Source organism: Pandoraea commovens, assembly GCF_024704525.1.
Lineage (GTDB): Bacteria > Pseudomonadota > Gammaproteobacteria > Burkholderiales > Burkholderiaceae > Pandoraea > Pandoraea commovens.
The window spans coordinates 2,028,982-2,054,921 of the sequence record NZ_CP102780.1 but is presented as its reverse complement, the minus strand read 5'-3'; the positions used below and the strand labels follow the sequence as shown (position 1 = coordinate 2,054,921).

The 25,940-nt window shown below is 61.5% G+C and carries 24 protein-coding genes and 1 other RNA gene; 15 read left to right on the top strand and 10 right to left on the bottom strand.

Features of this window, described 5'->3' with window-relative positions; translation table 11 throughout:
- Window positions 1-118: 118 nt before the first annotated feature.
- Window positions 119-1,477, bottom strand: a complete 1,359-nt coding sequence (gene pmbA / locus NTU39_RS09685; protein ID WP_150664748.1) for a metalloprotease PmbA — start codon at window positions 1,475-1,477, stop codon at window positions 119-121.
- A gap of 115 nt (window positions 1,478-1,592) precedes the next feature.
- On the opposite strand from pmbA, the gene yjgA reads away from it, so the two are divergent.
- Both yjgA and mog read left to right on the top strand, forming a co-directional pair.
- Complete coding sequence (yjgA, locus tag NTU39_RS09680; RefSeq protein ID WP_150664747.1) at window positions 1,593-2,198, top strand: ribosome biogenesis factor YjgA; 606 nt, start codon at window positions 1,593-1,595, stop codon at window positions 2,196-2,198.
- Window positions 2,198-2,818: a molybdopterin adenylyltransferase gene (mog, locus tag NTU39_RS09675; RefSeq protein ID WP_150664746.1), complete on the top strand. Its 621-nt coding sequence runs from the start codon at window positions 2,198-2,200 to the stop codon at window positions 2,816-2,818. The genes yjgA and mog overlap by 1 nt, the downstream gene beginning before the upstream one ends.
- A 110-nt stretch (window positions 2,819-2,928) precedes the next feature.
- Here the strand turns inward: mog and orn are convergent, their stop codons facing one another.
- Window positions 2,929-3,546, bottom strand: a complete 618-nt coding sequence (orn, locus tag NTU39_RS09670; RefSeq protein ID WP_150664745.1) for an oligoribonuclease — start codon at window positions 3,544-3,546, stop codon at window positions 2,929-2,931.
- A gap of 102 nt (window positions 3,547-3,648) precedes the next feature.
- On the opposite strand from orn, the gene NTU39_RS09665 reads away from it, so the two are divergent.
- Together NTU39_RS09665 and rsgA are read left to right on the top strand one after the other, a co-directional pair.
- Window positions 3,649-4,896: a M48 family metallopeptidase gene (locus tag NTU39_RS09665; protein WP_150664744.1), complete on the top strand. Its 1,248-nt coding sequence runs from the start codon at window positions 3,649-3,651 to the stop codon at window positions 4,894-4,896.
- On the top strand, window positions 4,893-5,834 hold the full coding sequence (rsgA, locus tag NTU39_RS09660; RefSeq protein WP_150664743.1) for a ribosome small subunit-dependent GTPase A: 942 nt from the start codon (window positions 4,893-4,895) through the stop codon (window positions 5,832-5,834). Before NTU39_RS09665 ends, rsgA begins: the two co-directional genes overlap by 4 nt.
- A 111-nt stretch (window positions 5,835-5,945) precedes the next feature.
- Here the strand turns inward: rsgA and NTU39_RS09655 are convergent, their stop codons facing one another.
- The 6 genes from NTU39_RS09655 to rpsP form a co-directional block, all read right to left on the bottom strand.
- Window positions 5,946-6,884, bottom strand: coding sequence for a CobD/CbiB family protein (locus NTU39_RS09655; protein WP_039403714.1), 939 nt, complete (start codon window positions 6,882-6,884; stop codon window positions 5,946-5,948).
- A 171-nt stretch (window positions 6,885-7,055) separates the two neighbouring features.
- Window positions 7,056-7,739: a CoA pyrophosphatase gene (locus tag NTU39_RS09650; protein WP_246184603.1), complete on the bottom strand. Its 684-nt coding sequence runs from the start codon at window positions 7,737-7,739 to the stop codon at window positions 7,056-7,058.
- Window positions 7,740-7,970: 231 nt separating this feature from the next.
- Window positions 7,971-8,360 (bottom strand): 50S ribosomal protein L19, encoded by a 390-nt coding sequence (gene rplS / locus NTU39_RS09645; RefSeq protein WP_039399440.1) that lies wholly within the window; start codon window positions 8,358-8,360, stop codon window positions 7,971-7,973.
- A 103-nt stretch (window positions 8,361-8,463) separates the two neighbouring features.
- A complete protein-coding gene (gene trmD, locus NTU39_RS09640; protein WP_039399442.1) occupies window positions 8,464-9,234 on the bottom strand; it encodes a tRNA (guanosine(37)-N1)-methyltransferase TrmD in 771 nt (256 codons plus the stop codon).
- Between the two features lie 60 nt (window positions 9,235-9,294).
- Entirely contained in the window at window positions 9,295-9,936 is a 642-nt protein-coding gene (rimM, locus tag NTU39_RS09635) for a ribosome maturation factor RimM (protein ID WP_246184602.1), read from the bottom strand.
- Between the two features lie 127 nt (window positions 9,937-10,063).
- Window positions 10,064-10,315, bottom strand: coding sequence for a 30S ribosomal protein S16 (rpsP, locus tag NTU39_RS09630; RefSeq protein ID WP_017234865.1), 252 nt, complete (start codon window positions 10,313-10,315; stop codon window positions 10,064-10,066).
- 201 nt (window positions 10,316-10,516) lie between these two features.
- Here rpsP and NTU39_RS09625 point away from each other — a divergent pair, with 201 nt between their 5' ends.
- From NTU39_RS09625 to NTU39_RS09605, 5 genes are all read left to right on the top strand, one after another.
- Window positions 10,517-11,692, top strand: a complete 1,176-nt coding sequence (locus tag NTU39_RS09625) for a PQQ-dependent sugar dehydrogenase (RefSeq protein WP_257959740.1) — start codon at window positions 10,517-10,519, stop codon at window positions 11,690-11,692.
- A gap of 183 nt (window positions 11,693-11,875) precedes the next feature.
- Entirely contained in the window at window positions 11,876-12,688 is an 813-nt protein-coding gene (locus tag NTU39_RS09620) for an META and DUF4377 domain-containing protein (protein WP_174984722.1), read from the top strand.
- Window positions 12,689-12,697: 9 nt separating this feature from the next.
- Window positions 12,698-13,147, top strand: coding sequence for a TM2 domain-containing protein (locus NTU39_RS09615; RefSeq protein WP_150664740.1), 450 nt, complete (start codon window positions 12,698-12,700; stop codon window positions 13,145-13,147).
- 9 nt (window positions 13,148-13,156) lie between these two features.
- The gene (locus tag NTU39_RS09610) at window positions 13,157-14,092 is read left to right on the top strand and encodes a Rossmann-like and DUF2520 domain-containing protein (protein WP_150664739.1); all 936 of its coding nucleotides are present in this window, start codon (window positions 13,157-13,159) and stop codon (window positions 14,090-14,092) included.
- 209 nt (window positions 14,093-14,301) lie between these two features.
- Complete coding sequence (locus NTU39_RS09605; protein ID WP_257959739.1) at window positions 14,302-15,420, top strand: PA0069 family radical SAM protein; 1,119 nt, start codon at window positions 14,302-14,304, stop codon at window positions 15,418-15,420.
- A 9-nt stretch (window positions 15,421-15,429) separates the two neighbouring features.
- Here the strand turns inward: NTU39_RS09605 and NTU39_RS09600 are convergent, their stop codons facing one another.
- Window positions 15,430-15,918 carry an Lrp/AsnC ligand binding domain-containing protein gene (locus tag NTU39_RS09600; RefSeq protein ID WP_039399452.1) on the bottom strand — a complete coding sequence of 163 codons (489 nt, stop codon included), beginning with the start codon at window positions 15,916-15,918 and terminating at the stop codon, window positions 15,430-15,432.
- 104 nt (window positions 15,919-16,022) lie between these two features.
- On the opposite strand from NTU39_RS09600, the gene NTU39_RS09595 reads away from it, so the two are divergent.
- The 6 genes from NTU39_RS09595 (at window position 16,023) to ssrA (ending at window position 24,716) form a co-directional block, all read left to right on the top strand.
- Window positions 16,023-17,309, top strand: coding sequence for a D-amino acid dehydrogenase (locus NTU39_RS09595; protein WP_257959738.1), 1,287 nt, complete (start codon window positions 16,023-16,025; stop codon window positions 17,307-17,309).
- A 96-nt stretch (window positions 17,310-17,405) separates the two neighbouring features.
- A complete protein-coding gene (gene ald / locus NTU39_RS09590; RefSeq protein ID WP_150664736.1) occupies window positions 17,406-18,539 on the top strand; it encodes an alanine dehydrogenase in 1,134 nt (377 codons plus the stop codon).
- A gap of 253 nt (window positions 18,540-18,792) precedes the next feature.
- Window positions 18,793-19,488 (top strand): bifunctional 2-polyprenyl-6-hydroxyphenol methylase/3-demethylubiquinol 3-O-methyltransferase UbiG, encoded by a 696-nt coding sequence (gene ubiG / locus NTU39_RS09585; protein WP_150664735.1) that lies wholly within the window; start codon window positions 18,793-18,795, stop codon window positions 19,486-19,488.
- A 1-nt stretch (window position 19,489) separates the two neighbouring features.
- Complete coding sequence (locus tag NTU39_RS09580; protein WP_150664734.1) at window positions 19,490-20,212, top strand: HAD-IA family hydrolase; 723 nt, start codon at window positions 19,490-19,492, stop codon at window positions 20,210-20,212.
- 117 nt (window positions 20,213-20,329) lie between these two features.
- Entirely contained in the window at window positions 20,330-24,316 is a 3,987-nt protein-coding gene (locus tag NTU39_RS09575; protein WP_257959737.1) for a DUF748 domain-containing protein, read from the top strand.
- A gap of 30 nt (window positions 24,317-24,346) precedes the next feature.
- Window positions 24,347-24,716: a transfer-messenger RNA gene (gene ssrA / locus NTU39_RS09570) on the top strand.
- Window positions 24,717-24,822: 106 nt separating this feature from the next.
- On the opposite strand, the gene NTU39_RS09565 is transcribed toward ssrA, so the two are convergent.
- Entirely contained in the window at window positions 24,823-25,902 is a 1,080-nt protein-coding gene (locus tag NTU39_RS09565) for a linear amide C-N hydrolase (RefSeq protein ID WP_257959736.1), read from the bottom strand.
- Window positions 25,903-25,940 lie beyond the last annotated feature (38 nt).

Here is a 25,940-nt window from a genome sequence, read left to right as displayed (position 1 = left end):
TAAGAAAACTCCTAAGCATATCGCAAACTGCTTGTGACGGACACGATAATTGAGCATTTGCCCCGCAATGGCGCACAAATGCAACGCGTTTGTGGCGCCATAACGGATTTTGACAGCATCAATGACCGGCGATGGTCATTTGTTCAATCAGGATTGACCCGACCTCCTTCGTGCCACGCACCAGCGTGTCCGCGCCGATGGCGACAATCTGCCGGAACATGTCGTTCAGGTTGCCTGCGAGCGTGATTTCCTCGACCGGGTACTGGATCTCGCCGTTCTCGACCCAGAAACCGGACGCGCCGCGCGAATAGTCGCCCGTCACGTAGTTCACGCCCTGCCCCATCAATTCGGTCACCAGCAGGCCGGTGCCGAGCTTGCGCAGCATGGCGCGGAAGTCGTCCGTCGGCGCCGTGAGCTTGCTGTACATGCGCAGGTTGTGCGAGCCGCCCGCGTTACCGGTGGTCTGCATGCCGAGCTTGCGGGCCGAATAGGTCGACAGGAAGTAGCCTTGCACCACGCCATCGCTGACCACATCGCGAGCACGCGTTTTGACACCCTCTTCGTCGTACGGCGCACTGCCCATGGCGCGCGCCACGTGCGGGTCTTCATGGATACCTACGTGATCGGCAAACACCGGCTTACCCAGCGTGTCGACAAGGAACGTCGCCTTGCGATACAACGCACCGCCGCTAACGCCCTGAACGAATGCGCCCAGCAGTCCGGCTGCCAGCGGCGCTTCGAACAGCACAGCGCACTTGCGCGTCGACAGCTTGCGGGCATGCAAGCGCGCCAGGGCGCGATCCGCAGCGTATCGGCCCACGGCCTCGGGCGACGCCAGGTCGCCGGCCGCGCGCTTGGACGAATACCAGTCGTCGCGCTGCATATGACTGCCCGAACCCGCGATAGGCGAAACGGACAGGTAATGGCGCGAATACGGGTATCCGGAGAGGAAGCCGCGGGTCGTACCGAGCAGGAATTGGGAGTGCTGGGCGGAGACACCCGCGCCCTCGGAATTCTTGATCAACGGGCTGACGTCCAGCGCCGCTTTCTCGGCACGACGGGCCAGCTCGACGGCTTCGTCGGCGGTGATATCCCACGGATGGAATAGCGACAGGTCCTGCGGATGCATTTCGAGCAGTTCGGACTCCGCAAGCCCTGCGCAGTCGTCTTCCGCCGTGAAACGGGCGATGTTGTAGGCCGCATCGACCGTGTCGTGCAGCGCCTTGCGGGAGAAATCGGACGTGCTTGCGTTGCCGCGGCGCTGGCCAATGAAAACCGTCACGCCGACCAGTTTGTCGCGATTGCGCTCGATGGTCTCGACCTTGCCGCGCCGCACCGAGACCGACAGACCGTCGCCCTCGGAGATCTCCGCTGCTGCGTCCGTTGCGCCGAGCGAACGGGCGTACTGCAACACGTCGCTGACGATTTCCTTGAGTTGATCCTGGGTATGCGTGAAGTGCTGGGTCGCTTGGGACATCGGCGCGATTCGGTCAGTGGCTAAATAGGAACCGCCATCTTAGCGCGAGTTGCGCGCCGTCGTGCGGAGGTCCGGCAACTATTTGGACGCCGCGCGTCGCGTTACAATAGCGGCTATGACGCACATCAACCGCTTTAACCGTATCGCCCACAGCGAGCTTTCCGACGAAGGCCCGAGCAAATCCCAGCGCAAGCGCGAGTCGCATGCCCTGCAGGATCTGGGAGAAGAACTGGTCAACCTGGCCAAGGACGCGCTCGCCCGCGTGCCGATGCCCGAAAACCTCGAACGCGCCGTCCGGGACTGCCGCACCATCACCGCCCACGAAGGCCGACGCCGTCAAATGCAGTACGTGGGCAAGCAAATGCGCACGCTGGATGAGCAGGAAATCGAGGCCATTCAACGCGCGCTGGACGTGATCAAGGGCGTCTCGAAGGCGGAAACGGCCAAGCTGCACGCCCTGGAACGCTGGCGCGAACGCCTGCTGGCCAAGGACGAGGCACTGACCGAGCTGCTCTCCCAGCATCCGGATGCCGATGGTCAACAGCTTCGCACGCTCATTCGCAATGCGCGCCGCGAACAGGCGGCACAAAAGCCGCCCAAGGCCTTCCGCGAACTGTTTCAGGTACTCAAGGATCTGCTCGGCACGGGATCGGCTGCGTCCGAAACTTCGGACGAAGCCGATAACGATCTGCCGGAATTCCCAACCCGTGAGGATTATTGATGGTCGCCCGCTCACATCCGGACGAACTTCGCGTAGGTCTCGTCTCTATCAGCGATCGGGCGAGCCAGGGCACCTATGAGGATCAGGGCATTCCTGCCCTTGAGGCCTGGCTCGGCAGCGCGCTCACCTCGTCTTGGGTGACGGAAACACGCCTGATCCCCGACGATGCCGAGGGCATCACTGCCACGTTGATCGAACTCGTCGACACGATGCAGTGCGATCTGGTGCTGACGACCGGCGGTACAGGTCCGGCGCGCCGCGACGTCACGCCGGAAGCGACGTTGCGCGCGGGCACCAAGGAGATGCCGGGATTTGGCGAGCAGATGCGTCAGATCAGCCTGCGCTTCGTGCCGACGGCGATTTTGTCGCGTCAGGTTGCCGTGATTCGTGAGACAGCGGATCATGCCGCGCTCATCGTCAATCTCCCCGGCCAGCCGAAGTCGATCAAGGAAACGCTCGAAGGTCTGCGCGACGCCGATGGCAAGTCGATCGTCCCCGGCATCTTTGCTGCCGTGCCGTACTGCGTCGATCTGATCGGTGGTCCGTACATCGAGACGAACGAAGCCGTCTGCAAGGCTTTCCGTCCCAAGAACGCGATTCGAGCGCCGAAATCCGCGTAATCGGCTAATTAGTCGGCTTAATCTGCCTGAGTGCCCCCTTCTTTCTACTCTACGAGTCAAAACAAAACGCCAGCGAATTCGCTGGCGTTTGTGTTTGGATATCGCGTCAATCAGGCCGAGGCGCCGGGCACTGCCGTCTTCAGGAAATGCTCGCGGTAGTACACAAGTTCGTCGATCGACTCGTGAATATCCGCCAGCGCCGTATGCGCGGCACGCTTGGTGAAGCCCTTGTACACCGTGGGCTCCCAGCGACGGCACAGCTCCTTGAGCGTGCTGACGTCCAGATTCCGGTAGTGAAAAAACGCTTCGAGCTTGGGCATGTAGCGCGCCATGAAACGACGATCCTGGCAAATCGAATTGCCGCACATCGGCGACTTGTTCGGCGGCACGTACTGATTCAGAAACTCGATCAGTTGCGTCTCGGCGGACGCCTCGTCCACAGGCGACGCCTTCACGCGGTCGATCAGTCCCGAGCGGCCATGAGTCGATTTGTTCCAGTCGTCCATGCCGTCGAGCACGGCGTCCGACTGGTGGATGGCGAAAACCGGACCCTCGATACGACGCGTCAGCGCCGAATCGGTGACGACGACCGCCACTTCGATGATGCGGTCGCTGTCAGGCTGCAAACCGGTCATTTCCATGTCGAGCCAGACCAAATTGAATTCGGCGCGCGCGAGCGTCTTCTCGGCGTCGGCAGGCGTGGGATTTTGGGATGGAATGGAGGACATGATCGGAAGACTCTGGAAAACGCATCGGACGGCGACCGGCACGGCGCCCCGCCGGTCGAAAGAACTTATAATTCTCGCATACTTCAGATTCTTCTTAAGCGCATGTTCACTTATCTCTTCGTGATCTTCCTGCTGGCGATGGTCATGACCAAGCTCTGGCTGGCGGCCCGTCAGGTCCGTTATGTGGTCGCCCATCGCGCCGCCGTCCCCGAGCGCTTCGCCGACACGATCACGCTGACCGACCATCAGCGTGCGGCCGATTACACCGTCGCCCGTACCCGCCTCGGCATGGCGGAGATCTTCGCGCAAGCGGTGTTGCTGGTCGCCTTTACGTTGCTCGGCGGCCTGAATCTGCTGCACATGGGCATCTCCGAATGGCTTGGCGAAGGCTACGTCGGGCAAATGGCCCTGATCGCCGCCGTGCTGCTCATTTCGGGCATCGTAGACCTGCCCTTCACCTACATTCGTCAGTTCGTCATCGAGCAACGTTTCGGCTTCAACCGTATGTCGCTCGGGCTGTTCATTGCGGATATGGTCAAGGGCACCGCCGTGGGTGTGGCGCTGGGATTGCCGCTGCTGTTCGTGGTGCTGTGGCTGATGGACCGCGCAGGCCCCTTGTGGTGGGTGTACACGTGGGTCGTGTGGGTCGCGTTCAATTTGTTCGTCCAGTTCATCTTCCCGCACGTGATCGCGCCGATATTCAACAAGTTCGAACCGTTGTCGGATGCCGCACTGGCACAACGTATCGAAGGGCTGATGCAGCGCTGCGGTTTTGCGGCACGCGGTCTTTTTGTGATGGACGGGTCGAAGCGTTCGGCGCATGGCAACGCCTATTTCAGCGGTTTTGGCCGCGCGAAACGCATCGTCTTCTTCGACACGTTGATCGAGCGTCTCTCCCCGGCCGAGATCGAAGCCGTCCTGGCGCACGAACTGGGGCACTTCAAGCGTCGTCACATCACCAAGCGCCTGGTCGTCGCCTTCGCTTTGTCGCTCGCCTTCCTGGCACTGCTTGGCTGGCTCATCGGACGCACATGGTTCTACACCGAACTGGGCGTCATGCCGTCGATGACCGGTAGCAACAATGCGCTCGCGCTCGTGCTCTTCTTCCTTGTGCTGCCCGTATTCGGGTTCTTTGCCAGTCCGCTGAACAGCCTGACGTCGCGCAAGCATGAATTCGAGGCCGACGCCTTCGCCGCGAGCCAGACGCAAGCGGGCGATCTGGTGAATGCCCTCGTGAAGCTGTATCAGGACAATGCGTCGACGCTCACGCCAGACCCCGTCTACACAGCGTTTTACTACTCTCATCCTCCCGCGTCGCAACGCATCGACCGTTTGCTGGGGCATGCATGAAGCGCGGCGTTAAAGGTAAGGCTGCGCCCGTCGAAACGACCGCGCAGGAACGACGCCACGGCCGCGTTGCCGCAGCGCACGGACGCCACTACGTTGTCGAAGCCGACGATGGGGAAACGGTGCTGTGCTTTCCGCGCGGCAAGAAGAGCGAGATCGCCGTCGGTGATGAGGTGGCATGGGCGCGCACGGGCGATCAGGGTGTCATCGAGGAGATTCTGCCGCGTCGGAACCTGCTCTACCGTTCGGACCAGTTCAAGAGCAAGCTGTTCGCCGCCAACATCGACCAGTTGGTGATCATGCTGGCGACAGAGCCCTATTTCAGCGAGGACCTGCTCGGACGCGCGCTCGTGGCTGCCGAGGCGAACGAATTGCGTCCGCTCATCGTGCTGAACAAGACGGACGTCACAGCGGCACTGCCTGCCGCGCGGGAACGTCTTGCGCCGTATCGCGCGCTTGGCTACGAAGTGCTTGAACTCTCCGTTCGCGCTGATCCGGACGCTGCCACCGCACTTCTGTTACCACGACTGGCCCATCAGTCGTCGTTGCTGCTCGGTCAGTCCGGCATGGGGAAGTCGAGTCTTGTGAACCTCGTCGTCCCCAATGCGGACGCTGCGACGCGCGAAATCTCTACGGTGTTGAATTCGGGCAAGCACACGACGACGTTCACGCGAATCTTCCATCTGCCCGAGGGCGGATTGCTGATCGACTCGCCGGGTTTTCAGGAATTTGGGCTGCATCACCTGAAGGAAGGTGCACTTGAACGTGCGTTTCCCGAGTTTCGTCCGCTACTCACCGGGTGCCGGTTCTACAACTGCCATCACTTGAAAGAACCGGGCTGCGCGATTCTCGAGGCCGTGGAGGACGGGCGCATTTCTCGTCAGCGTCACGCGCTCTATGCGCAACTCGTTCACGAGTCGGAGCAGCAGATTCCTTATTGAGACGACGTGCGCACGCGCGTCGTATCTCGCAGCAACGAAAAACCCCGCCGAGGCGGGGTTTTCTTTTGCGCTACCGCGATTCGCGCCTAAACGTCAGCGCAATCCGTCCGATCAGCCCAGCCATACGGCGAGTGTCAGCAGAAGCAACAACAGCATCCACAGCAGTACTGCGCGCCAGACGAGTCCGACGGCGGCCTGCAAGGTCCGCGGCGTGCATTCGCTGCCGACCGGCAGAACGGCGTCGTCCCCCTGATTGAGCGCGTCGACACTGGAGACTTCAGCGAGCGGGCCCGTCAGTCGTGCGCCGAGTGCGCCACTACCGGCTGCCAGCAAAATGCCTTCATTCTCGTTCGGCCACTGCTTAGCGTAGTGACGCCACGCATAGATGGCATCTTCGAAGTTACCGACAATCGCGAAGCCGATGGCCGTCAGACGCGCCGGCACCCAGTCGATCACATAGAACGCCTTGCGCGCAAACGCACCAAAGGCCGGGCTGCGATCGGGTGCCGCTTCCGTCCATCGCCGCGAGAGATACTCGGCGAGACGATACAGCACCGCTCCGGCGGGGCCCACGGGCATCAGGAACCAGAAAAACACACCGAACACGTGACGATGCGAGGCAATCACCGCATGCAGCAGCGTGTGACGCACGATCTCGTCCACCGGCATATCGACGGTGTCGATACCAATCCATTGACGCAGAATTTCGCGCGCTTCGTTGACGTTGTCGTTATTCAGTGCAACGTGGATATCGGTGAAATAGTGGCTGAACTGCCGAAACCCCATCGTCAGGTAGACGATGAGCACGTTCCAGGCGAAGCCAAGGAAAATATTGACCCGCATGAGCAGGTAGTAGACGACGCCGACAACCAGGACGAATGGCACCACTACGACCAGCCACGCGAGAACACCGTGGCGCGGCTGCCCGGCGTCAAACGACTGCGACGTATGGGTCGCGTGGGAGCGGATCAGGTTGTAGATCGGGTTTTGCGTGGAGAGGGCACGCACCTGCTCAAAGATCAGCGCGAGGAGTACCGAGAAGAATGTCATGCGTGCGATCAGATCACCGGACGGAATGGTGTAACGATAGCACAGCTTCTCGCAAATGCCCGCCCCGCGTGCCTTCGCGACGCACTTGTCTGTCAATTCGAGCAGGCAATCTGCAGAATCGAATCGACATTCGCATTGCGCCCGCAGCCAGGTCCGCAGTCAGGTTCGCGATTAGGCTCGCAGAAGTCGATAGAAATTTCTGAGCATCCCCGCCGTCGCACCCCAGATGAAATACTCGCCACCTGCGGCCTTCGGATAGGGCATCGCATAAAAACGACGCTCACCGACCTGATAGTTGAAGACGCGAATCTGATGGTGTGCGGGATTCATCAGGAAATCGAGCGGCACTTCGAAGATTTCGTCTACCTCGCCCGTATCCGCGACCAGATCGAACGGCGGCTGGACCAGGCCGACGACCGGCGCGACGCGAAACCCCGTACCCGTCACATAATCCGGCAAGCTGCCGATGACCTCGACCGCTCCGGCGTCCAGCCCGATTTCCTCGCGCGATTCGCGCAACGCGGTCGCAATCGGCGTCGGATCGTCGGGCTCGCGGCTCCCACCCGGAAAACTGACTTGCCCGGCGTGCGTACTCAAATGCTGCGTGCGCTTCGTGAGCAGCACGGTGGTGCCGTGCGGACGCATCACCAACGGCACCAGCACCGCGGCGGCTCGTGGCGTGAACATCGAGGGGGAAACCAGATCGCCGACACCCGACTCGGGCGTCCAGATGGGCGGACTAGCAAGACGGTCACGTAACGCTGAGGGGGTCAACCGCTCTGCCGGCACCGGCTCCCCTTCCCCCGTCGAGACGATGGGTAAGGCTTCAGGATGCAGGATGAGAGGTGGCGCCACGTAGACCTTTGGAGATGAAGAATTCCGCTATTTTAGCGAGGATGCGCAAAGCGCGTGCGCACGAAGAAAATGCCATTCCCCCGGCAATTCGCGGCATACCGCCGTTATGACGCAGCGCCGCATCCCAATCGACGCGCTGCACTGAAACGAAAAAAGCACCCCGAGGGGTGCTTTTTCCGTGCGGCTTTGCTGCGCCCGGCCACGAGGTCGCCAGGCGTAGCAGCGTCCGACTTACTCGGCAGCAGCGACGGTCTTGCTCTTGAACGTGAGCTTTTCCTTGATACGTGCCGACTTGCCCGAACGCTCACGCAGGTAGTACAGCTTAGCGCGACGAACGTCACCACGACGCTTGACTTCGATGCTGGCGATCAGCGGCGAGTACGTCTGGAACGTACGCTCAACGCCTTCACCCGACGAAATCTTACGAACGATGAAGCCCGAGTTCAGACCACGGTTACGCTTGGCGATCACGACGCCTTCGTAAGCCTGAACACGCTTGCGGGTACCTTCAACCACGTTCACGTTAACGATCACGGTGTCGCCCGGGGCGAATTCGGGGATCGTCTTGTTCGCGGTCAAACGCGCGATTTCTTCTTGCTCGATCTTAGCGATCAGATTCATTTACTACTCCTTGTGCCATCGTGTCGGCGTTATATACCGGCGAGCCGGCCCCGACAGAGGATGGGTTCAAACCGAATGCCGTCCCCATGACGACATCCGCTGCCTACTTGGCCGACGTATCGGCCCGCAGGCTTGTCAGCCACGCCTCGTCGGCACGGCTGAGCAATCCGTTGGCACGCGCACTCTCGATCAGATCGGGACGCTTGTGCCAGGTATTGGCCAACGCCTCACGGCGTCGCCACTTTTCAATCTCTGCGTGATGCCCACCCAACAGCACATCGGGCACGCGCACGCCTTCATATTCTTCAGGCCGCGTGTAGTGCGGGCAATCCAGCAAGCCATTCACGAAGCTGTCTTGCTCTGCCGACTGTTCGTCGTTCAGCGCACCCGGCAGCAGCCGGATCAGCGAATCCATCAGCGCCATGGCGGGCAACTCCCCGCCCGACAGCACAAAATCGCCCACGCTGACTTCTTCGTCAACCACACGATCGATCAGGCGCTGATCGATGGCCTCATAACGGCCGCAGAGCAGAATCAAACCTTGCTCCTGCTCGCGCAGCTCGACCACCCGGCGATGCGTCAACGGCTTACCTTGCGGCGACATCAGCAACACGCGACCGCGCGGGACACCGGCTTGCGCCTGCGCTGCCTTTGCGGCGGCAATCGCATCGTCCAGCGGCTTGGCCAGCATCACCATGCCCGGACCGCCGCCGTAGGGGCGATCGTCGATCGTGCGGTAATTGTTATGCGTGAAGTCACGCGGATTCCAAAACCGCAGACCGTAGCGCGACTGCTTGAGCGCCCGGCTGGTGACGCCCCAGTCGGTCAGTGCCCGAAACATCTCGGGAAAGAGCGTGACGACGTCAAACTGCATCAGACCGGTTCCGTCCAGAGGTGCCCGGACGCATTAACGACCAGGCGGTCAATCGGTATCTCAATAATCGAGACCCCAGTCAGCCACAATGCGTCCCGCCTCGGTGTCGACGGTCTGGACGTACTGGCCAACAAACGGGATCAACCGCTCAGCGGTCTTCGCCGGATTGCCATCGGTAGCCGGTACGTCGTACACCACACGCAAAACGGTGTGTACGCCGTTGTCCAGCAAACCGACAACCTTCCCGAGCGATTCATCCTGCAAATTCGTCACCTGGGCGCCGATCAGGTCGACCCAGTAAAACTCGTCTTCGCCGGCCGACGGGAATGCACTGCGCGGCACCCAGACCTGAAGGCCCTTGAGCGCCTCGGCGGATGTCCGGTTCTCGCTGCCACGCAATTGCGCGACAACCGTGCCCGAATGCCCCCGACTGTGCAGCACGTTGGCCTTGGTGTAGGCCGACTCGCCGGGACGACGGAAATACCAGCAATCCGCAGATAACAGGCCTTCGCCGTCACCCGTGTGCGGCTGCACCTTGATCCAGCCGCGAATCCCGTAGGCATCGCCGATATAACCGAGCTCGACGAGATCGTCGGGCACCTCGGTTACTGGGGCGAGCACCTGCTCGGCGCGCATACCGGAGGCGCGACGCGCTTCTGCACCGATTTTCAACGGTACACGCTCACGTGCGGAACGAACCATGCAATCCAACCTTGTGACGAACACACGGCGATGCTTGCCCCAGATTGCTCGGGAGCATGCACCGCCGTTCAATTCTCATGCCATCGGCAAACCGACAGCAATGCGTACCACTCGACTATCTGAAAGCTTAGGCAGCAGCCTTGGCGCCTTGCTTGATCAGACGAGCCACGGTCGGCGACAGTTGTGCGCCAACGCCTTGCCAGTACGTCAGACGGTCTTGAGCAATGCGCAGACCTTCCGTGCCTTCGGCAGCGACCGGGTTGTAGAAGCCAATACGCTCGATGAAGCGGCCATCGCGACGGTTACGCGAGTCGGTTGCAACGATGTTGTAGAACGGGCGCTTCTTCGCGCCGCCGCGAGCCAGGCGGATAACGACCATATTAAATCCTTGTGAATCCAGAAGTGTTCGGACAGAAAACGCGTGATTATAGCGCAAAACCCTCGTCAAAACAAACACTTCGCCAAAGGGAAAGTACACCCCGTATAGGCACGCCTATATTAGAGGGCTTGCGCGGCGGTGCCGCGCCCCGATAACCGCTGGTCTACAATGCACGCATCCTTGGTGTAAAGCGAGCCCTGCATGCGACGATTTCCCGATGGATACTTACTCTCCTTCCTTCTGCCATGGCCCATGCGGATTGCCGCGCAGGTGATCATCCTTATCGGCGCCGTGCTGACGTGCGTCCCGCAATTGGCGGCGGCGCGTGACGCCCTTCCCATCGAGCGTCTCTCGTTACCTCAGGGCTTCTACGTCGAAGTCCTTTCCGATCAGGTCCCCGGGGCCCGCGGCATGGCATTAGGTCCGAAGGGCACGCTGTTTGTCGGTAGCCGGGCGCAAGGCAACGTCTACGCCATCACGCTCGATCCATCGCGCGCCTACGCGGCCAAGGTCCGCACGGTGGCGTCAGGCCTGAACATGCCGGTCGGCGTCGCTATGCGCAACGGTGCTTTATATATCTCGGCCGTGTCGCGCATCGTCAGACTCGATGACATCGAAAACCATCTCGACAACCCCGGCAAACCGAGCGTCGTCTACGACAAACTTCCCACCGAAAGCCACCACGGCTGGCGATATATCGCCTTCGGCCCGGACCAGCGTCTGTATGTGGGGGTCGGCGCACCCTGCAATGTTTGCAAACGCGACGAGAATCGTTACGCGATGATCGGCAGCATGAAGGCCGATGGTACGGACTGGCGGGTAGTCGCCCGCGGCGTGCGCAACACCGTGGGATTCGACTGGCAGCCCGGCACCAATACGCTATGGTTCACCGATAACGGGCGCGATCAGCTCGGCGACGATGTTCCCGACGACGAGCTCAACCGTCTGACGCGGATGGGAGAGCATTTTGGGTTCCCATACTGCCACGCTAACGATGTCCCCGACCCCGACTTCGGCCGCGAAAAGGCGTGCCGCACTTTTTCGCCGCCCATGGCCAAGCTGGGTGCCCACGTGGCCGCCCTCGGTATGCACTTCTATACAGGCAAGCAGTTCCCGGATGATTATCGCGGCAGTATCTTTATTGCTGAGCACGGTTCGTGGAATCGCAGCAGCAAAGTGGGATATCGGGTCGTTCGTGTGGTTCTGGATGCGAAAGGCAACGTCAGCAAGCAGGAAGTTTTTGTGCAGGGGTGGTTAGGTGACGGCGACGCCGTGTGGGGTCGCCCCGTCGATCTGCTGACCCTGCCGGATGGCTCTCTCCTGATCAGCGACGACCATGCCGGAGCGATATATCGAATCACGTACCGAAAGCCATGAGGTATCGCGATGACGCATTTCACGCCAATGGGAAACATCATCAGGCCTACGCAAGGAACTGACCCCAGGCCTGCCCGGTCAACGAAGCATGGTACTCACGGCACCGCTGGAACATATCGCCCCACATTCAGCGCGACGTTTTCGCCGTCCCTGCCCTCTCCGCAACTACGCCCATACAACATCATGACTCAACGCCTACTCTCGTTCCTGCCGTCCTCGTTGACTTCGTATCTGGTGACGCTCCTCGTGCCTGCCGCCATGCTGGCCGGTTGTGCAGCGCCTTCCGGCGGAGGCGCCAATCCCGCATCGGGTACGCCGGATAACACCGCGGCAGCGACCGCCCCTGCCGACATTCTCGGCACCTGGCAGTTGATGAAATGGGAAGGCACGAGCGACGCGCCGAAGCTGCCGGAAGGCCGCGCCATCAACCTGACCTTCAATGACAAGGGGGCTTACTCCGGCACCGGCGGCTGCAATCGCATCTTTGGGCAATACGCGATAGGCCCCGGCAAAGGACAACTCAGCATCCAACCCCCTGCCGCCACTCGCATGGCCTGCCCGGATTCGATGGCTTTCGAAGACCGCTACCTCAAGACGCTCGCCAGCATGACCCGCTTCGAACGCCGCGACACGCAATTGATTCTGAGCGCACCGAACGGCCCGACACTCACCTATGCATCGCAAACGTTGCTTAACCGCACGGTGGCAGGTATGAGCGGGGCAGCAACGACGGAAGATCGAATTCTCGACGTCGATTCCCAGATGGCGGACTGTGTCGGCGTGGCGCCGCGCAAGTGCTTGCGTGTGCGCGCCGCCGACGACTCCGGCAAATCGCAGTGGGAACTCTGGTATGCCCACATCGATGGCTTCGAGTGGAAGCCCGGCGTAGAATACCGCGTGAAAATTCACGGCGAACCTGTCGCCAATCCGCCCGCTGACGCGTCGAGCATGCGCTGGACGCTCGTCGAAGTCATTCGGGAAACGCCTGCTCGATAACCATTCCAAATGAACGCAGTCGCTTATAAATCCAAGACCCTGACCGCCGGTCTCGCCATGCTGTTCGGGACGCTCGGCCTGCATCGCTTCTATCTGTATGGCTTGCGCGACCGCTTCGGCTGGGCCCACATTGTGGGCTCGGCATGCGGGGTGGCGGGCTGGGGACTTCTGGTCACAAGCGAACTGCATTCCTTCGCAGGCTGGATACTCACGATTCTGGGTGCCATTTCGCTGTTTTCGGCGTTTCTCGCGGCGATTGTCTACGGCTTGCGTCCCGACGAGCGCTGGAACGCGCAGTTCAACACCCACGTCTCGAGCAAGTCGCAGTCGGGCTGGATCGCGGTCATCATCGTCAGCGTGTCGCTGTTTGTGGGCGCCATGCTGATGATGGTCGGTTTGGCCGTCGCATTTCAGACCTACTTTGAAATCCACGACACGCCGAATCGCCTGTCGCAGTAAAAACCGATCGTGACGCCCACTCCCACCGCCCCTTCCGATCGACCGACGCTGGGCTTCGTCGGCGCCGGGCGTGTGGCTCGTGCGCTCGCGCAAGCCGCGACCCGCGCCGGATATGAAGTAACGATCGTTGCTAGCCGGCGTGTCGAAAGTTCGAGGCGTATTGCGACGGCCTTGCCCAATTGCGAGGCCCTCGGCATTGAACGCTCGGAGGACATGAGCGACATCTTTTCGCGAGCCGATCTGGTCTTCCTGACGGTGCCTGACGATGCCATAGCGACTTGCGCTGCGCACCTCACGCCGCGAGCGGGCCAGGCGCTGGTACATTGCAGCGGTGCATCCGAGGTTGGGTTGCTCACGCCCGCGACGCGCCACGGCGGGCGAATTGGCGGCTTCCATCCGCTTTTTCTTTTCGCAGGACTCGACGACGACGCGACGCGCTTGCAAGGGTGCGCCATTACCATCGAGGCCGAAGCGCCGCTGAACGACATCCTTCAGCGTCTCGCGAGCGATATTGGCTGCCGCCCCTTGTCGATCCCGGCGGGCGAGCGCATGCGATACCACGCGGGCGCCAACTATGCAGCCAGCTTTCTGCTCTGTCTGCTCGACGAGGCGACTCACCTCTGGAACTCCATCGGCATGCCCGAAGGCGATGCGCAGGATGCTATGTGGCCGCTGGTCATGGGCACGCTCAACGCAGCGCGCGAACGCGGGCTCCCGGGCGCGCTTGCCGGACCGGTGTCGCGCGGCGACGCCAATATCGTTGCCCGCCACGTCGAAGCGCTCGCAGCCATGGGTGGCAATCATGCAACGCTTTACTCGCTGCTGACCCTGCGCGCCATTCATCTGGCGCGTCAACGTCCGAACCCGGATAACGCGGCCCTCGACGACATCGCACGGGCGATCGCACCCTTTATCCCTCCGGTCACGCCCGGAAGTCGTACATAGTTTTAGCCACGCCTCGCAAAAGCCCCACCCTATCGCCGCGACCCGGATCGTCAGCGCCACCGGGCCGACGAGTGCCAGCGATATGCCGCTCACCCCATTCTTCATAGCTCGCCTCCATCCAAATACTGTACAAAAACACAGTATAATGACAAGCATTCCCTGCGGCCGTCCGATGGCCGTGACAGGGACAGCTATTCAGGAGATGAGTCATGGCATCCTCATTCGCGCCGCCCCCGTCGCGCAAGGGCCGAGGCGCCACCGCCAATCTCGAATCGCGCTTTTCAGCGTTCCGTCGCGAGAGCGATGAGACCCGCCATGAATCGGACGCTGCCCAAGAATGTGAAGTCAAATTCGTGACTCAGGTCGCACTGGAAAACGCGCGAACGATCATGTCCCGCAACACTTCGGCGGACATCCCCTTCGATCGCTCGATCAATCCCTACCGTGGATGTGAGCACGGCTGCACCTATTGCTTTGCGCGCCCCACGCACGCCTACCTGGGGCTCTCTCCCGGTCTGGACTTCGAGACCCGTTTGTACGCGAAACACAATGCAGCAGAGCGTCTTGACGCAGAGTTGCGCAAGCGCGGTTATCAGCCCGCCTTACTTGCGCTGGGCGCAAACACGGATCCTTATCAGCCAATCGAGCGGGAATACGGGATCACACGCAGCGTCCTGGAAGTGCTGGAGCGTTTTGGGCACCCTGTCGGCATCACCACCAAGTCGGCGCTCGTCACACGCGATATCGACATTCTTTCGCGCATGGCCGCGCGCGGGCTGGCACGAGTCTTCATTTCGGTGGGAACGCTCGACGCGGATATCGCCCGCAAGATGGAACCGCGTGCGAATACGCCGTCGCGACGCATCGATGCCATCCGCAAGCTGACGGATGCAGGTATTCCGACAGGCGTCATCGTCGCGCCGATCGTGCCAGCGCTGACCGATTTCGACATCGAGCGAGTGCTGACGACCGCAGCCGAAGCGGGCGCAACCTACGCTGCGTACGTGATGTTGCGGCTTCCCAGAGAAGTGCACGACGTCTTCGTTGAATGGCTGGAAACCAATTACCCGTTGCGGGCTCGTCACGTCATGAGTCTGATCGAGCAAGTGCGAGACGGAAAGCACAACAGCTCAGAGTTCGGTACACGGATGAAAGGCACCGGATTACACGCCGAATTGATTCGGCAGCGCTTTCACCTGGCCGCACGCAAGTTAGGGCTCAATCAGGCCAGACCGCCCTTGAGAAACGATCAGTTCTGCGTCCCGGAATTGCCGCCACAGAACAGCGGACCGGCCACTGCGGCAGATCCACAGATGCCGCTTTTTTAGACAACGCGCTCACTCGTCAACGTGAACGGTGAGCGTTTCCTTGATTTCCTCCATGACGACATAGCTTTTCGACTGCACGGCACCGGGCAGTTGAAGAAGAATGTCGCCCAGCAATTTCCGGTACTCGGACATCTCGCGGATGCGCGCCTTGATCAGATAGTCGAAATCGCCCGAAATCAGGTGACATTCCATGACCTCCGGAATACGCAGCACCTCCCGCCGGAACTGGTCGAACATGTTGCCGGATTTGTGGTCGAGCGTGATTTCGACGAACACCAGCAGTGCCGCGCCCAGCGCCGCCGGATTGACGCGGGCGAAGTAGCCCATGATCACGCCGTCTCGCTCCATGCGTTTCACGCGCTCGATGCACGGCGTGATGGATAGACCGACCTGCTCCGACAGGTCCTTCATCGACATTCGGCCGTCCTGTTGGAGCAACGTCAGGATGCGTCGGTCGAGCCGATCCAGTGTCCGGACGGATTGCTGCTGCACTCTCATGATTTTTTCCTGAATTCAGGCCATATACATTAACTAAACCTATGATTCCGAGAATAGCATGCTAATTATTACTGCATAACTATGGTTTTACAGGAGTCAACGCAATGAAGGTCATCGTTCTCGGCAGCGGCGTCATCGGCGTAACCAGCGCCTACTACCTGGCAAAGGCCGGGCATGACGTCACGGTGCTCGACCGTCAGGCAGGACCGGCGCTCGAAACCAGCTTCGGCAACGCTGGTCAGATTTCGCCCGGATATGCGTCCCCGTGGGCCGCACCGGGGATTCCGGCGAAGGCCGTCAAGTGGCTGTTCCAGAAACACGCCCCGCTCGCCATTCGTCCGGACGGCACCCTCACGCAGTTGAAGTGGCTGTATCAGATGCTGCGCAATTGCACGCCGGAGCGCTATTCCGTCAATAAGGAACGCATGGTGCGGATCGCCGAATACAGCCGCGACTGCTTCCGTGAGCTGCGTGCAGAGACCGGCATCGCCTACGAAGGCCGTCAGGCGGGCACGCTCCAATTGTTCCGGACCGAAGATCAACTCGCAAACGCAGCGCGCGATATCGCCGTGCTCGAAGAGGCAGGCGTGCCGTTCGAACTCCTGGACAGCAAGGCGCTCGCGACCGCAGAACCGGCGTTGGCGGCCGTATCGCACAAGCTGACCGGCGGCCTGCGTCTGCCGAACGACGAGACCGGCGACTGCCAGATGTTCACGACGCGTCTGGCGGCCATGGCTGAAGCGCTCGGCGTGAAATTCCGCTACGACATGCCGATCGACGGCCTGAACGTGGTCGGCGACAAGATCGAGGGTGTGGTTTGCGCCGGTTCACTGCAACGTGCGGACGCCTATGTCGTCGCGCTCGGCTCGTACTCCACGCCATTCCTGCGCGGGATCGTCGATATTCCGGTGTATCCGCTCAAGGGCTACTCGATTACCGTACCGATCGTCGATGCGTCGCGCGCACCGGTATCCACCATCCTGGATGAAACCTACAAGATCGCCGTGACTCGCTTCGACGACCGTATCCGCGTCGGCGGCATGGCAGAAGTCGTCGGGTACAACAAGCGCCTGAACCCCGCGCGCCGCGCCACGTTGGAGATGGTCGTGAACGATCTGTACCCGGGTGCAGGCAACACTGCGGAAGCGTCTTTCTGGACGGGCCTGCGTCCGATGACACCGGACGGCACGCCGATCGTCGGCGCGACGGCGTTGCGCAACCTGTTCCTGAATACCGGACACGGCACGCTCGGCTGGACGATGTCCTGCGGGTCGGGCCAACTGCTGGCCGACCTGATGTCGGGACGCCGCCCAGCCATTCTGTCCGACGACCTATCGGTGGCGCGCTACAGTGGCGCGTCCCATGCGCAGGCCGAACCGGCCTTCGCCTGACCTTCCAGACGGCACCTTCGGGTGCCGTTTTTGTTTGGGCATCACGTGTTGTCGAATTCGCTGTTCGTAGTCACATCACAACAAAGGAGACGCATCATGAAGATCGGTGTACCCAAGGAGATCAAGAACCACGAGTATCGCGTAGGCATGACGCCCGCAGCTGTACGCGAAGTGGTGGCACGCGGGCATGAGGTGTGGATCGAGACGCAAGCCGGTGAAGGCATTGGGATGGACGACACGGCGTATGCCGCCGCAGGCGCCCGCATCGCTGCCAACGCCGTCGACGTCTTCGATCGCGCCGAACTCATCGTCAAGGTCAAAGAGCCGCAAGCCGTCGAGCGCGCCAGATTGCGGCCTCATCACACGCTTTTCACGTATCTTCACCTCGCTCCCGATCCCGAGCAGACGAACGATCTGATCAAGAGCGGTGCCACGTGCATCGCGTACGAAACTGTGACGTCCGTAAATGGCGGCCTCCCGCTGCTCGCGCCCATGTCCGAAGTCGCGGGACGCATGTCCATCCAGGCTGGCGCAACCGCGCTCGAAAAGACACACGGGGGGCTTGGCTTGCTGCTCTCAGGTGTGCCCGGCGTCGAAGCGGGCAAGGTCGTCATTCTCGGCGGCGGTGTCGTGGGTACGAATGCCGCGACCGTAGCCGTCGGCATCGGGGCGCAGGTCACGGTCATCGACAAATCGGTCGACGCGTTGCGACGCCTGAGTGCCCAGTTCGGGGGACGCGTGCAAACGGTCTATTCGACGCAGCACGCGATCGAAACGCATTTGCGCGATGCAGATCTGGTCATCGGTGGCGTCCTGATCCCGGGCGCCGCCGCACCCAAGCTCATCACGCGGGCGATGCTGGGTCTGATGCGAAAGGGTGCCGTGATCGTGGACGTCGCCATCGATCAGGGCGGTTGCTGCGAGACGTCGCATGCGACCACGCACGCCGACCCGGTCTACGTGGTCGAAGGCGTGGTGCACTACTGCGTCGCCAACATGCCGGGGGGCGTGCCGCGCACGTCGACCTTTGCACTGAACAACGTGACACTTCCGTTCATTCTGCAACTGGCCGATCACGGCGCTGTGGCCGCCATGCGCGCCGATCCGCATTTGCTGGCCGGACTGAACGTAGCGCGCGGCATGGTGACCAACCGCGGGGTAGCCGACGCGCTCGGACTCGTCTACCACGATCCGCACGCAGTCCTGGCGAACCTGCCGGCCGCAGCCTGAGCTTAAGCCGGATGGTGAGAGCCGTCGGGGTGGCACGCGATGCTCGTCATCGGGCGTCACCCCGGCCTGGCGCAAATCCGCCGCCAAACCGCTCACCGTCCGGCCCCGCCACGCCTTGCGCTTTGGACATGGGCGCACTCACTTCGTTATACTTCCTCCATCTCGACGGCGCCCGCCGACCAACCGGCATGGAGGGCACGCTCAGCCACTCGGCATTCCGCCTGCCCGAGCCGTCAACGTCTATGAGCAAGTGATGAACGCCGACCCGCAAGAACTCAATAAATTCAGTGAATTGGCCCACCGCTGGTGGGATCCGCACAGCGAATTCAAGCCGCTGCACGAGATCAACCCGTTGCGCCTCGACTGGATCGAACAGCACGTCCAGCTGCAGGGCAAGCGCGTGCTCGACATCGGCTGCGGTGGCGGCATTCTGTCGGAATCGATGGCGCGTCAGGGCGCACGCGTCAAAGGCATCGATTTGTCGCAAAAGGCGCTCGGGGTTGCCGATTTGCATAGCCTGGAAGCTGGCCTTTCCATTGAGTACGAAGAAATCGCCGCCGAAGCGCTCGCGGCGCGTGACGCAGGTACGTACGACGTGGTGACCTGCATGGAAATGCTCGAACACGTGCCGTCGCCGGCATCGATCGTCGCTGCGTGCGCAACACTCGTGAAACCGGGCGGTCATGTGTTCTTTTCCACGCTCAACCGCAATCCGAAGGCATGGCTGCTCGCCGTGGTCGGTGCAGAGTACGTACTGCGGATGCTGCCGCGCGGCACACACGATTACGCCAAGTTCATCCGCCCGTCGGAGTTGGCGTCGTTCACCCGTGCGAGCGGCCTGACAATCCGCGACATGCGTGGCCTGACCTACAATCCGATCAGCAAACGTTACGCGATCAATCGCGATACCGACGTCAACTACATGGTCGCTTGCACCCGCGACGCCTGATATGTTCGAGCCCCCCGTCCGCGCCCCCTCCTCTTTCGACGCCACGTCAACGCTGTTGCACGGCGAGATTCGTGCTGTCCTGTTCGATCTGGACGGCACACTCGCCGACACGGCCCCCGATCTCGTCGCCGCGGTCAACAAGGTGCGTACCGATCGTGGTCTGCCGCCCGGCCCTTACGAGACGTTGCGCCTGCAAGCGTCACATGGTGCACGCGGATTGATCGGTAGCGCGTTCGGCGTGACCCCCGACGATGCGGCCTTCCCGGCGCTGAGAGACGCATTCCTTGCCAACTACGAAGCCGCGTTGTGCGTGCAAAGCCGCTTGTTCGAAGGCATCCCGGGCTTGCTCGCTGCCTTGAGCGAACGTGGCATGCCGTGGGGCATCGTGACGAACAAGGCCGCGCGCCTGACCAATCCGCTAGTCAAGCTGATCGGGCTCGCGGACGGCGCAACCTGCGTCGTCTCGGGCGACACGACGCCGCATAGCAAGCCGCACCCTGCGCCCCTGCTCTACGCAGCCGAGCGTATTGGCATTGCGCCTGCCCACATCGTGTACGTTGGCGACGACCTTCGCGATGTGCAGGCCGGCAAGGCGGCCGGAATGGCGACGATTGCTGCGGCCTACGGTTATTGCGGCGACTCGCTCGCGCCTGCTCAGTGGCAGGCGGATGCTGTCGTCGAACGCGCGGGCGCGATCGCCCCGCTGGTGATGGCGTTGGCGTAAGCCTCCGCCCCTTCGCCTGCCAGGACGTCGCCGCGAAACTCGCGGCGCGTTCTGGGAATGTCCCGCCGCGCCTTGGTGGCGCCGCGTATGCTTCATAGGCTACTTACGGGAGACCGCATGGCCGAACAAGCGAACGATCGCGAACCCTCAAAAACTCCCCCCGCAGGCAGCACCCGCGTTCAGCAAGGCCTCGCCCGCGCGCAAGCGCTTGGACGCGACCCGGACGTGCGCCGCCGCGCACGCAAGACCGGGCTATGGGCCGCAGGGATCATCGCCGTATTTGGGGTGGTCGGCTACTTTACGGTGCCGGCCGTGCTCAAGCATTACGCCGTCGACAAACTCTCCGCTTATCTGGAACGGCCGGTGAGCGTCGGCGACGTCAGTTTCAATCCATACACGCTGCGTCTCGATCTGCATCAGGTGCATATCGGCGACAAGACACCCGGCCAACCGTTCGTCGATATCGGCGAATTGCGGGTGAACGCCTCGTGGAGCTCGCTATTCCGCTTTGCCCCGGTGATCGGCGAGTTGTACGTCGACACGCCCGTCGTGAACATCGTGCGCACCGCGCCGCAGCGGTTCAACTTCTCGGACATCATCGATCGCGCGACGTCCGGTCCGCCCTCGCCCGAACCATCGAAGCCTGCGCGCTTTGCACTGAACAACGTACAGATCAAGAACGGCACGATTCGCATCGACGATGCTTATCAGAACGAAAAGCACGTTGTCGACAATCTGCAGGTCGGCGTGCCATTTATTGCCAACCTGCCGGCCGACACCGATATCTTCGTACAGCCGTTGCTGCAGGCGTCCATCGACGGCTCGCCGCTGCATATCTCAGGACAGACCAAGCCGTTTGCCGACTCGCTGGAGTCGACCGTCGACATCAAGCTCGACCGGCTCGACGTGCCGAAGTACCTCGGTTACGCGCCCATGACCGTTCCCGCGCAAATCAAGAGCGGTGCGATCAGCACCGATCTGAAACTGCGCTTTACGCGAGACAAGGACGGCAACCACGTAGTCCTGACGGGAACTGCGGGGTTGGCTGACGCAGTGGTCAACGAAGCTAACGGCTCACCGCTCGTTGCGGTCAAACAAATTGACGTCAAGCTGGGCAAGGTCGAACCGCTGAGCAACATCTATCACGTCGACAGCATACGGATCGATGGCCTCGACCAGCATGTCACGATGGAGAAGGACGGGTCGATCAACGTCGTAAAAGCCCTGCTGCCGCAACGGCCGGTGCTGAAGGCTGTCGGCAAAGCGGTCGACGAAGCGGCGGCATCGCCCAAGGCGAGCGAAGCGGCAAAGTCCGCACCGAAGGTGGCTGCCGAACAAACGGCACGCCCTGCCACGCCCGCATCGGCGGCTGAAGCCGCGCAGGCGAAGGCTGCGGCCGCAGCGCAACCGTTGCCGCTCGACCTGCTCGTCGGCGAGGTTTCTCTGGTGAACAGCAAGCTGCGTTTCACCGATGAGCGCGGCGCAAAGCCCGCGAGCATTGCGCTGGAGAACGTCCAGCTCGGCGTGAAACAGTTTTCTACGCTGGGTAAGGACCCCGCAACTTACGATGCGTCGCTGGGCGTCCAAAGCGGTGGCTCGCTCAAGGCGCACGGTCAGTTCAGCCTGCCTGCGTATAACGCCAGCGGGGAACTGGACGCACAGTCGATCGCGCTCGCGCCGCTGCTGCCGTTTGCACAAGGCGCTCTCGCTGGCGACCTGAAGAGCGGTACGGTGGGTGCGCAAGCAACGTTCAATGCCGCGTTTGCCCCCGACAAGCAACCCAATGTGCAGATCGCACCCGCCACGGCGACGCTGGAAAAGATCGAGTGGCTGACCGGCCAGAAGGGCGATGCCCCGGTGAAGCTGGCCAAGGCGCAGGCGAAGCTCTCGCACTTCGACCTTGGTGCCCGTCAGGCGGTCGTGGACGAAGTGACGGTCAGCGGATTGGACATAGCCGCACGCCGCGACAAGGACGGCAAGATCAACCTGCTGGCGCTGACCGGCGACGGCCAGCCGAAGGCGTCCGCAAGCGGCGGCAGCGGCATCAGCGCCCGCGTCGGCACCGAACGCGGTCGGCGTACGTCTGGCAAAGCTCCTGCATCGAGTGCGCAAGCCGCGGGCGGATGGCAGTGGAAGGTCGGCAAAGTCTCGGTCGAGAACGCGAGCATCGGGTTTGAAGATCGCGCGGTCAAAGGCCGTCCGATCAATGCGAAGTTCGCACCGCTCAACATCAAGGTCCAGGGCGCGTCGCAAGACATGACCAAGCCGTTGCAGCTTGAGGTGAGCGGCACGCTTAACAAAAAGGGCTCGCTCAACGCGACGGGTAACGTCACGCCGCAGCCGTTATCCGGCGATCTTCAGGTCAAGACCCAGCAGCTCGATCTGGCTGCGTTCGATTCGTACATGAGCGACGAACTGAACGCGAGCATCGCGAGCGCCCTGCTCTCCAGCAACGGACGCGCCACCTTCGCGATGAAGGGCGACACCCCGCAAGTGACGTATCGCGGTGACGCCACGCTCGGCAACGTACGCCTGCTGGACAAGGTGACGACGGACGACTTCGTGCGCTGGAATGCGTTGGCGGTGCAACAGATCAATCTGGCGGTGGGCAGCGGCAAGCCGAACGTCCAGTTGGGCAGCATTGCACTGTCGCGCTTTTACGCGCGTCTGATCATCAATGCGAACGGTCGTCTGAATCTGGCCGACGTGGTGGGCAATAACCAGGCGCCCCGCTCGCTCACGCGCGCCAATGAAGGCATACCGCTGGATGCGGCGTCCGCAGCAAAGCCCCCGCTCGATGCGGCGGCTTCAGCGGTAGAAGCCGGGCAGCCGACGGAGGTCGAGAAGAAGGAGCAATCGCCCGGCAAGACGACGGCCGAACGTGGCCCCGGCTACGGCGCGGGCAAGGCGCTGCCTGCGGACGTCCACATCGGACGTATCACGCTGCAAGGCGGCAATATCAACTTCACAGACAACTTCGTCAAGCCGAACTACACAGCCAATCTGACGGATATCGGCGGACGAATCGGCGCTTTTGGCACCGCCACCACCGAGCCTGCCGAAGTGGCGTTGCAGGGCAAGGTGAACCGCAACGCGCCGATCAATATCAACGGCAAGATCAACCCGCTGGCGCCGATGGCGTTCGTGGATCTCGGCGCGAAGGCGGACGGCATCGAGCTGACCAACCTCACGCCGTACTCCACGAAATACGCGGGTTATCCCATCGAAAAGGGCAAGCTCACGGTCGACGTGCACTATTTGCTCGATCAGGCGAAGCTGACCGCGAACAACCACATCTTCATCGATCAGTTGACGTTCGGCGATCGTGTGGATAGCCCGACGGCGACCAACCTGCCGGTGCGTCTGGCGGTGTCGTTGCTGAAGAACTCGCGCGGTGAAATCGACGTCGATATTCCGATTTCCGGCTCGCTGGACGATCCGCAGTTCAGCCTCGGCGGCGTGATTTTCCGGGCGTTCGTGAACCTGATCGTCAAGGCGGCCACAGCACCGTTCAGCTTGTTGGCGTCCGCATTCGGCGGTGGCGAGCAGGAGCTGGGGTACGTCGAATTCGCCCCGGGAAGTGCGCGTCTGTCGCCTGACGACGAAAAGCGTCTCGAAACGCTGGTCAAGGCGCTGAATGATCGCGAAGCGCTGAAGCTGGACATCGTAGGTCGCGTAGACCCCGCCAAGGACACCGACGGCTTGCGTAGCGTGGCGGTCGAGCGTGCCATCAAGGCGCAGAAGGTCAAGGCGATGGTTGGCAAGGGCGAGAGCATCGATGTCGACAGTGTGAAGGTGACACCGGAGGAACGTAGCAAGTACCTCACTGCTGCCTACAAGGCGGCCGACTTCGCGAAGCCGCGCAACATGATCGGACTCACCAAGTCGCTGCCGGATGACGAGATGGAGAAGCTCATGGAGACGAACGTCAAGGTGGGCGACGACGATCTGCGGGCGCTGGCCGAGCGCCGTGCCCAGCGGGTGCGGTCGTGGCTGGACGGCAAGATCGCGTCTGACCGGCTGTTCGTGGTGGCGCCGAAGCTGAACGCGGACGGCATCAAGGACAAGGGAGCCACCACGCGTGTCGACTTCGCACTGAAGTGAGGCATTTGTGTCATAATCGACCATTCCACTGGGGCCGACATGGTTTCGACGTGGGTATAAAGCGATGCAGGGCATACCGAGGACCCGTCACCTCGTTAATCAATGGGAAAAACGTAACTGCAAACGACGAAACGTTCGCACTGGCAGCCTAAGGGCCGCCGTCCTCTGCCTAGTTCACTGACGGACTAGTGTCGCAAGACCGGTAGCAATACCGCCAGAGGTCATATACGTCAGTTAAGCCTTTGCGGCGTCACGACGCCAAGGTCGAAAATTTAGTGAATCGCTGTTGCGTAGCGTGTTCGTCCGCGACAAAACAGTTAAATCAAATGACAGAACTAAGTATGTAGAACTGGTCGTAGAGTGCTTGCGGACGCGGGTTCGATCCCCGCCGGCTCCACCAATATTCTGATCGTCGACGACAACGAAAGACGGTCAAACCCAAGTAAAAACGGGCCTTCGGGCCCGTTTTTCATTTCTACGTTCGGCTCGCCGATCTCTCAGCGCCCTCACCCCGCCTTGCCAGACTTCAACCCAAGAAACGGGAACGGCGGCGCAGCTTTGAAACTAGCGGAAACTTCCCCACTGAACGTATTGCGTTGGTCTTTCCCGAGATCAAGGCGCTTGACTGGCGCACCGGCCGAAAAGTCGACCTTGTTGAGATCCACCCAGAACGTATTCGGTGTGAGCGCCGACTCGAAGAAATAAAGCATGCGCTTGTGATCGACAACGGTTCGCCAGCGCGTTGACGAGATATTCGGCTGCCCCGGCGTCGTAATGCCGAACGGCACCGATGCATTGCGAATCACGCCGAACATGCTCGCCAGCGCTTCCACCGGATCTTCGCTCTTCGGAATCGCATTGACGTAAAACGACGCCCGCGCAAAACGGTCCGACGCGCGGTTGGTCCCTGGTAGAAACGTCGTGCCACCGATCTGCGTCCAGTACGCGTTCAACGCAAGCTGCTCGTCGAACGTCGGCGAGTTCGTCATCACCTGATACTGCTTGCCGTGATGAATCACCTGCCGACCATTGATGTATTCGACGATGGCGCTGTCGCCCGTCCTGTCCGACATCGACAAATGCAGCGTCGTGAGCCGATCCTCGCCCGGCACGTTATCCGTCACAACCGTGAACGGCTCCTTCTCCAACGCCGAGACGGCCTCCGCGACCGTCGCGAAATTGTCCAGAACGTACTGCGCCCACGCGGCAATCGTCAAACCCGGCTTGGAATCCTTGTCGAACTTCGGATACTGCGACTCCACGAGCCACAACAGTTGCGCCGACAAACCTTTCTCATTGACGCCGTCGGTCGTCGACACGTCGTAACCGGTCGCCACGACACTGCCGTACTTCGCCGTCCAGCGGATGGAGTTCGGCCCGGCCTCCCCCGCACGTGCAATGCCCCGGGGCAGCACATACAGGTTGGTCGCGACGTCCTGCTTCCAGTCCATCGAACGAGCAGTAATGACATCGTCGTTCGCACCGAGATAGACCACACGGGTACAGGCCAGCGACGACAGGGGAGACAAGGCGAGCGTTGCCGCAGCAACGAGACACGGCAACGTCCTGACGAACTTACGGGGCATGGCGATACCTCACATTGGGGGAAGGGTACGCAAGAACC

Excerpts from the sequence above, each read along its gene's own strand:
- NTU39_RS09575 (WP_257959737.1), top strand. The coding sequence starts at position 20,330 with ATGGCCGAACAAGCGAACGATCGCGAACCCTCAAAAACTCCCCCCGCA.
- NTU39_RS09565 (WP_257959736.1), bottom strand. The coding sequence starts at position 25,902 with ATGCCCCGTAAGTTCGTCAGGACGTTGCCGTGTCTCGTTGCTGCGGCA.
- NTU39_RS09615 (WP_150664740.1), top strand. The coding sequence starts at position 12,698 with ATGAACGCAGTCGCTTATAAATCCAAGACCCTGACCGCCGGTCTCGCC.
- NTU39_RS09620 (WP_174984722.1), top strand. The coding sequence starts at position 11,876 with ATGACTCAACGCCTACTCTCGTTCCTGCCGTCCTCGTTGACTTCGTAT.
- NTU39_RS09595 (WP_257959738.1), top strand. The coding sequence starts at position 16,023 with ATGAAGGTCATCGTTCTCGGCAGCGGCGTCATCGGCGTAACCAGCGCC.
- rpsP (WP_017234865.1), bottom strand. The coding sequence starts at position 10,315 with ATGGTCGTTATCCGCCTGGCTCGCGGCGGCGCGAAGAAGCGCCCGTTC.
- rimM (WP_246184602.1), bottom strand. The coding sequence starts at position 9,936 with ATGGTTCGTTCCGCACGTGAGCGTGTACCGTTGAAAATCGGTGCAGAA.
- rsgA (WP_150664743.1), top strand. The coding sequence starts at position 4,893 with ATGAAGCGCGGCGTTAAAGGTAAGGCTGCGCCCGTCGAAACGACCGCG.
- NTU39_RS09580 (WP_150664734.1), top strand. The coding sequence starts at position 19,490 with ATGTTCGAGCCCCCCGTCCGCGCCCCCTCCTCTTTCGACGCCACGTCA.
- trmD (WP_039399442.1), bottom strand. The coding sequence starts at position 9,234 with ATGCAGTTTGACGTCGTCACGCTCTTTCCCGAGATGTTTCGGGCACTG.
- orn (WP_150664745.1), bottom strand. The coding sequence starts at position 3,546 with ATGTCCTCCATTCCATCCCAAAATCCCACGCCTGCCGACGCCGAGAAG.
- NTU39_RS09655 (WP_039403714.1), bottom strand. The coding sequence starts at position 6,884 with ATGACATTCTTCTCGGTACTCCTCGCGCTGATCTTTGAGCAGGTGCGT.
- ubiG (WP_150664735.1), top strand. The coding sequence starts at position 18,793 with ATGAACGCCGACCCGCAAGAACTCAATAAATTCAGTGAATTGGCCCAC.
- rplS (WP_039399440.1), bottom strand. The coding sequence starts at position 8,360 with ATGAATCTGATCGCTAAGATCGAGCAAGAAGAAATCGCGCGTTTGACC.
- NTU39_RS09625 (WP_257959740.1), top strand. The coding sequence starts at position 10,517 with ATGCGACGATTTCCCGATGGATACTTACTCTCCTTCCTTCTGCCATGG.
- mog (WP_150664746.1), top strand. The coding sequence starts at position 2,198 with ATGGTCGCCCGCTCACATCCGGACGAACTTCGCGTAGGTCTCGTCTCT.
- ald (WP_150664736.1), top strand. The coding sequence starts at position 17,406 with ATGAAGATCGGTGTACCCAAGGAGATCAAGAACCACGAGTATCGCGTA.
- NTU39_RS09665 (WP_150664744.1), top strand. The coding sequence starts at position 3,649 with ATGTTCACTTATCTCTTCGTGATCTTCCTGCTGGCGATGGTCATGACC.
- yjgA (WP_150664747.1), top strand. The coding sequence starts at position 1,593 with ATGACGCACATCAACCGCTTTAACCGTATCGCCCACAGCGAGCTTTCC.
- NTU39_RS09600 (WP_039399452.1), bottom strand. The coding sequence starts at position 15,918 with ATGAGAGTGCAGCAGCAATCCGTCCGGACACTGGATCGGCTCGACCGA.
- pmbA (WP_150664748.1), bottom strand. The coding sequence starts at position 1,477 with ATGTCCCAAGCGACCCAGCACTTCACGCATACCCAGGATCAACTCAAG.
- NTU39_RS09605 (WP_257959739.1), top strand. The coding sequence starts at position 14,302 with ATGGCATCCTCATTCGCGCCGCCCCCGTCGCGCAAGGGCCGAGGCGCC.